This is a genomic window from Acinetobacter sp. 102, assembly GCF_037028485.1.
GTDB classification, from domain to species: domain Bacteria; phylum Pseudomonadota; class Gammaproteobacteria; order Pseudomonadales; family Moraxellaceae; genus Acinetobacter; species Acinetobacter higginsii.
Genome location: NZ_JAZEZK010000043.1, coordinates 1 through 4008, shown reverse-complemented (window position 1 = coordinate 4008; position 4008 = coordinate 1). Strand labels below are relative to the sequence as shown.

Here is a 4008-nt window from a genome sequence, read left to right as displayed (position 1 = left end):
CTTTCTACAAGGAGAAGATACAGATATTAATGCAGTTCAGGAAATTCACCAAGCACTTAAAGATAAGCGAGAAATTCAAACTATCTTAAAAAACTATAGGAAAGATGGCACCTGGTTCTGGAATCAACTTACTCTTAGCCCTGTATGGAATCAAAATAATGAATGTACTCATTTTATTGGAACCCAGCAAGATGTAACCCAGAAACGTATAGATGAAGAATATATAAATTATCAGCGTACTCATGACAGCCTTACTGAATTAGTTAACCGTCAGGTTTTTGAAGAGTTATTGGACCTTGCCTTTTACAAAAAGGGTGGAATGAACAATACATTAGCGGTTTTATATATTGATTTGGATGACTTCCGTAATATAAATAAAGATCTCGGATATGCTGAAGGGGATCAATTAATTAAGCTGGTCAGTCAGCGTCTACGGACTATTTTACAAGAAGATGATGTTTTATCACGTTTTGCCGCTGATGGCTTTGCTCTATTATTAAACAAAGAATATACTCAGGAAAAAGTAACCCAAACAGTAGAAGGCGTCTTAAAAATTTTAGCTTTACCTTTTAATATAAAAGGGCATCATATTCGTCTGAGCGCAAGTATTGGTATTGCGACTGATACAGAGGAAGTCGAAAATTTTAGGGAGTTATTGCATCATGCAATTCATGCAATGCATGAAGCCAAAAATGAAGGACGTAACATTTGGCACTGGTATACAAGTGGCAGAAATACGGTTCACAAAGTGAATGACATCCAGTTACGCCATGAACTCATTATGGCCTTGGAAGATGAGCAATTTAAATTATTTTATCAACCTATCGTTGATAGTTTAACTAATAAAATTGTAGGCGTTGAAGCACTTATTCGATGGTTCCATCCTGAGCGTGGTTTAATTTCTCCATTGTCTTTCATACCTTTAGCCGAACGTACTGGACAAATTTCAGCGATAGGAAATTGGGTATTAAATCAGGCATGCAAAGATATTACTGAGATTAATAAGAATAGACCAGATCAACTTAGGGTGGCTGTAAATATATCTCCTATACAATTTAAACGTACTAATTTTTTGGCTGAGTTAAGAAATACCCTACTAACAAATAACTTTGATGCTAAGTTATTGAAGATAGAAGTGACAGAAGGGATGTTACTGATGGGTATTGAAAGATCGGTTGAAATTTTAAAAGCTATACGAGCACTTGGAATCAAAGTAGCAATCGATGATTTTGGTACGGGCTATTCCAGCCTGAGTTACCTCCGTCAACTGCCTATTGATCAAATTAAGTTAGATCGTAGTTTTATTCAGCATTTGCCAGAACATAAAAGTGATGCGGCAATTGTTATAGCAATTACTCAAATGGCAAAAACATTAATCTTAGAAGTCGTGGCTGAAGGTGTAGAAACAGAAGAACAAGCTAAGTTTTTAACAGAGAGCAAATGTAATTACTTGCAAGGCTATTATTTTGCTAAGCCCGTTTCTATAGAAGATTTAAAAGTTATTTTAGATGGCTTTATTGCATAAATACCTGAAAGGATGAGTTCCCCTCTAAATGGCCTACCTTAAATAAAAACGTCTCTGACAAACCCAGTACGGTTCAGAGATGGATCCGTAAATTTGAACAACTCCTATAAGTGATATTCTGCTCCTCAAATGATGTTATAAACATCAATATATGGAGTATTTTATGGCACGTAGACCAAGAAGAAATCATTCAAATGATTTTAAAGCTAAGGTAGCACTTGCTGCGATTAAAGCAGAAAAAACACTTGCTGAATTGAGTGCTGAATTTGATGTTCATCAAAACCAAATTATTGACTGGAAAAATCAATTGATCTCAGCTTCCTCGCAAGCTTTCGATCAATCAAAAGCTCCATCAGAACCCCCCATTGATCTTAAAAAGTTACATGCAAAAATCGGTGAGCAGGCATTAGAAATTGATTTTTTAGAAGGTGTGTTGAAGAAACTGGGCCGCTTCAACCACAAAAGTTAATCGACGACTCACTTCAGATTTCAGTATCTAAGCAAGCTAAGCTGCTGAAAGTCTCCCGTGGTTGTTATTATTATCGCCCAAAACCTGTTAGCTCATCAGATCTGAAGCTGATGCGATGTATTGATGAATTACATATGCAATATCCTTTTGCAGGCAGTCGTATGATGCGTGATTTGTTGAATCGTCAAGGGCATCATATAGGACGACGTCATACACGTACTTTAATGAAGAAAATGGGTATTCAGGCGTTATATTGCAAACCAAATTTAAGCCAGGCTAATCAAGCTCACCGTAAATATCCATATCTGCTCAAAGGGTTGGCTATTCAGCGCAGTAATCAAGTGTGGTCTACGGATATAACGTATATCCCTATGGCAAAAGGCTTTGTTTATTTATGTGCTGTGATTGATTGGCATAGCCGCAAGGTACTTGCGCATAGGGTATCGATTAGTATGGAGGTGGATTTTTGTATTTCGGTTTTAAATGAAGCGATTGAAAAATATGGATCACCTGAAATATTGAATACAGACCAAGGCAGTCAGTTCACCAGTGATGCATTTATTGATGTATTGAAATCAAATGGCATTCAAATCAGTATGGATGGTAAAGGTCGATGGGTAGATAATGTGATGGTTGAACGATTATGGCGGAGCGTTAAATATGAAGAGGTGTATCTCAAAAGCTTATAGCAGTGTCACAGATGCGAAAAAGCAATTAAGTGCATATTTTGAGTTTTATAATTTGAAACGACCTCATTCGAGTCTAGACAAAATGACACCAAATGAGTTTTACTATGATCAGCTACCCCAACAAAACAAGGTGGCTTAACTAGAGCGGAATATCACTTATAAATACGCTTTTAGTTGTTCAAACAAGTGGGACCACCTCTGTTCACACGATGAGAATTAAAGTTTCAATCGGTCCTATTTAATGGCATTTTGCCACTTTTTGGGTTTAATCCTAATCAAAATAGCGAATAATTATGATCCCTTCTTATGAAAACTTTAAAGATTTTAAAGATGCTGGTGAAAAAATTTTAGAGTATTTACATAATCACTTAGGCTTTGCTTTATGGATGATTACTCGTACTGAAAGTAATGATTGGATAGTTTTGCAAGCTAAAGATCATGGATATGGAGTACAGGCAGGACAGGTCTTCAATTGGGCTGACTCATACTGCTCTAAAATGGTATTAGATAAAGGGCCACGTATAGCACCGGATTCGAAAAAGATTCCACTGTATGTAGAAGCAGGCATCAACAAACTGCTCGATATAAACGCCTATATTGGGCAACCTTTATTAAATGAGGATGGTTCTCTTTTCGGCACATTATGTGCTATTGATCCATCAGTACAGCCTCAAAGTATAGAACAATATAGTGATCTATTAGAGCTATTCAGTTTATTACTTAGTCGAATCTTACAAAATGAACTTAAAATTAATGAACAAAAAAGAGTTAGTGAAAAGCTTGAAATGGATTCATTAACCGATCATTTAACGGGTGTTTTTAATCGTCGTGCTTGGGATACATTTTTGGATTTAGAGGAAGATCGATGCAAAACCTACGGACATCCAGCCACAGTGATTATTATAGATTTAAATGACTTAAAAACTATAAACGATAAATTTGGCCATTCGGCTGGAGACCAAATGATTCAAAAAACGGCCCAAATCTTAAAGAAAAATGTACGCTCCAATGATTTAGTCGCGCGTTTAGGAGGAGATGAGTTTGGCATTCTAAATATTGAAACGACTTTAGAAAATACTCAGAAATTGGTGAATCGGCTTTTAAAGTCCTTACAAAATGCTGGAATTAATGCTGCTGTTGGTGTTGCGGCACGTGAACCAAGTAAAAATTTACGAATGGCAGTAATTGAAGCAGATGAAAAAATGTATCGGCATAAAGTCAAATTAAAGTCATCATTTGATTGATCCATATGAACAGGATGTTTGAATAGCCACCAAAATTCTAGGGCACTGTTGCAAATAGAGATTTGAGTCGATGATGTTCCT

2 protein-coding genes and 1 pseudogene are annotated in these 4008 nt (G+C 36.3%); all 3 read left to right on the top strand.

Annotation, left to right across the window (positions count from 1 at the left end):
• Positions 1-1525: putative bifunctional diguanylate cyclase/phosphodiesterase (locus WA352_RS21530; RefSeq protein ID WP_336143881.1), on the top strand; the 1525-nt coding region annotated here is incomplete at its 5' end.
• Between the two features lie 151 nt (positions 1526-1676).
• A pseudogene (locus WA352_RS21525) lies at positions 1677-2822 on the top strand (IS3-like element ISAba14 family transposase).
• Positions 2823-2976: 154 nt separating this feature from the next.
• Positions 2977-3927 (top strand): sensor domain-containing diguanylate cyclase, encoded by a 951-nt coding sequence (locus tag WA352_RS21520; protein ID WP_336143879.1) that lies wholly within the window; start codon positions 2977-2979, stop codon positions 3925-3927.
• Positions 3928-4008: the final 81 nt, after the last annotated feature.